Here is a 2,987-nt window from a genome sequence, read left to right as displayed (position 1 = left end):
ACTTCAGCCCCAGGATGCGATGAGCCGACATCGAGGTGCCAAACCTCCCCGTCGATGTGGACTCTTGGGGGAGATAAGCCTGTTATCCCCAGGGTAGCTTTTATCCGTTGAGCGATGGCCCTTCCATCCGGCACCACCGGATCACTAAGCCCGACTTTCGTCCCTGCTCGACCTGTCCGTCTCGCAGTCAAGCTCCCTTATGCCTTTGCACTCTCCGAATGATTTCCAACCATTCTGAGGGAACCTTGGGGCGCCTCCGTTACCCTTTGGGAGGCGACCGCCCCAGTCAAACTGCCCGCCTGACACGGTCCCCGCGCCGGTTCACGGCGCCGGGTTAGAACTCAGGCACGGTCAGGGTGGTATCCCAACGGCGCCTCCACCGATGCTGGCGCACCGGCTTCCATGGCTCCCACCTATCCTGTACAAACCGTACCCAAGTCCAATATCAAGCTGCAGTAAAGCTCCATGGGGTCTTTCCGTCTAGTCGCGGGTAACCTGCATCTTCACAGGTACTAAAATTTCACCGGATCTCTCGTTGAGACAGCGCCCAAGTCGTTACGCCATTCGTGCGGGTCGGAATTTACCCGACAAGGAATTTCGCTACCTTAGGACCGTTATAGTTACGGCCGCCGTTTACTGGGGCTTCGGTTCAAAGCTTCGCGCCCGAAGACGCTAACCTTTCCCCTTAACCTTCCAGCACCGGGCAGGCGTCAGCCCGTATACGTCGCCTTGCGGCTTCGCACAGACCTGTGTTTTTGCTAAACAGTCGCTTGGGCCTGGTCACTGCGGCCCCCTCGGGCTCTTCACCCTACCGGGGCACCCCTTCTCCCGAAGTTACGGGGTCATTTTGCCGAGTTCCTTAACGAGAGTTCTTCCGCGCGCCTCGGCATCCTCTGCCTGCCTGCCTGTGTCGGTTTGCGGTACGGGCACCCCGCGGCTGGCTAGAGGCTTTTCTCGGCAGTGTGAGCCCAGGACCTTCGGGTACTTCAATTTCCCCTCCCCGTCACGGCTCAGAGTTATCGGTGCACGGATTTGCCTGCGCACCCCCCTCGCCGCTTGGACAGGCTCTTCCAGCCGCCTGCGTCCCTGCCCTCCTGCGTCACCCCGTCGCTCGTAACGCCGCAAAGGTGGTACAGGAATTTCAACCTGTTGTCCTTCGACTACGCCTTTCGGCCTCGCCTTAGGTCCCGACTTACCCTGAGCGGACGAACCTTCCTCAGGAACCCTTAGGCTTTCGGCGGAGGGGATTCTCACCCCTCTTTTCGTTACTCATACCGGCATTCTCACTTCCAAACGCTCCAGCTGCCCTTCCGGTCAACCTTCAACGCCTTTGGAACGCTCCCCTACCACTGCGCCCCGCGGCGCAATCCACAGCTTCGGTGGCGTGTTTGAGCCCCGTGACATTTTCGGCGCAGAGTCACTCGACCAGTGAGCTATTACGCACTCTTTAAATGATGGCTGCTTCTAAGCCAACATCCTGGTTGTCTGGGCAACTCCACATCCTTTCCCACTTAACACGCACTTGGGGACCTTAGCTGATGGTCTGGGCTGTTCCCCTCTCGACCACGGATCTTAGCACTCATGGTCTGACTCCCGGACACATGAACGTGGCATTCAGAGTTTGACTGAGCTTGGTAACCCTTGCGGGCCCCGCACCCAATCAGTGCTTTACCTCCACTTCAAGTCTGCCCGAGGCTAGCCCTAAAGCTATTTCGGGGAGAACCAGCTATCTCCGGGTTCGATTGGCATTTCACCCCTACCCCCATCTCATCCCCCGGCTTTTCAACGCCAGTGGGTTCGGGCCTCCAGTCCGCGTTACCGAACCTTCACCCTGGACAGGGGTAGATCACCCGGTTTCGGGTCTGCGCCTGCATACTCACGCCCTCTTCAGACTCGCTTTCGCTGCGGCTCCGGCCTTCAAGCCTTAACCTCGCATGCAAACGCAACTCGCCGGTTCATTCTGCAAAAGGCACGCCATCACCCGTTGACGGGCTCTGACTTCTTGCAGGCACACGGTTTCAGGTTCTCTTTCACTCCGCTCCCGCGGTGCTTTTCACCTTTCCCTCACGGTACTGGTTCACTATCGGTCGCCAGGGAGTATTTAGCCTTGGCAGATGGTCCTGCCTGCTTCACGCGGGGTTCCCCGTGCCCCGCGCTACTCGGGATCCGTTCCGGAGGGGACACGTTTTCGGCTACAGGGCTGTTACCTCCTATGGCGAGCCTTTCCAGACTTCTTCGCCTAACGTGTCCCTTTGTCACTCCGTGTGGAACGTCCCGCAACCCCGCCGGGTTTCCCCGACGGTTTGGGCTCCTCCGCGTTCGCTCGCCGCTACTTGCGGAATCACTGTTGTTTTCTTCTCCTCCAGGTACTTAGATGTTTCAGTTCCCTGGGTGTGCCTCCGCTGCAGCTATGGATTCACTGCAGGGTGACCGGGCATGACCCCGGCCGGGTTCCCCCATTCGGACATCCCCGGATCAATGCCTGCTTACGGCTCCCCGAGGCGTATCGCCGTTCGCCGCGTCCTTCATCGGCTCCTGGCGCCCAGGCATCCACCGTGCGCCCTCTGTAGCTTAACCTTCCTTCAGCCACAGACCGGCCTTCCAGCTTCGGATGCTTCTTGCGCTCCTCGTTTCGCTATCCGGTTTTCAAGGTGCAAGCTGAAGGCCTTGCGCCTTCAAAACCGCAAACAAGCCAGCCAGGTCCGCGCCGCTTTCCATCCCCTCTCGCCGAGAGGACGTCGACTCCGTAGAAAGGAGGTGATCCAGCCGCACCTTCCGATACGGCTACCTTGTTACGACTTCACCCCAATCATCTGCCCCACCTTCGGCGGCTGGCTCCCTGGACGGGTTGCCTCACCGACTTCGGGTGTTGCAAACTCTCGTGGTGTGACGGGCGGTGTGTACAAGACCCGGGAACGTATTCACCGCGGCATGCTGATCCGCGATTACTAGCAATTCCGACTTCATGCAGGCGAGTTGCAGCCTGC

The 2,987-nt window shown here is 59.3% G+C and carries 2 rRNA genes; both read right to left on the bottom strand.

Annotated elements, in window-relative coordinates:
* Nucleotides 1-2,578: ribosomal RNA gene (locus BAA01_11395) — 23S ribosomal RNA — on the bottom strand; the annotation flags it as partial.
* A gap of 164 nt (nucleotides 2,579-2,742) precedes the next feature.
* A 16S ribosomal RNA gene (locus BAA01_11390) occupies nucleotides 2,743-2,987 on the bottom strand; the annotation flags it as partial.

It is taken from the genome of Bacillus thermozeamaize (assembly GCA_002159075.1).
Taxonomy (GTDB): Bacteria; Bacillota; Bacilli; order ZCTH02-B2; family ZCTH02-B2; genus Bacillus_BB; species Bacillus_BB thermozeamaize.
The sequence above is the reverse complement of the archived record's forward strand: the minus strand, read 5'-3'. Positions and strand labels throughout refer to the sequence as shown.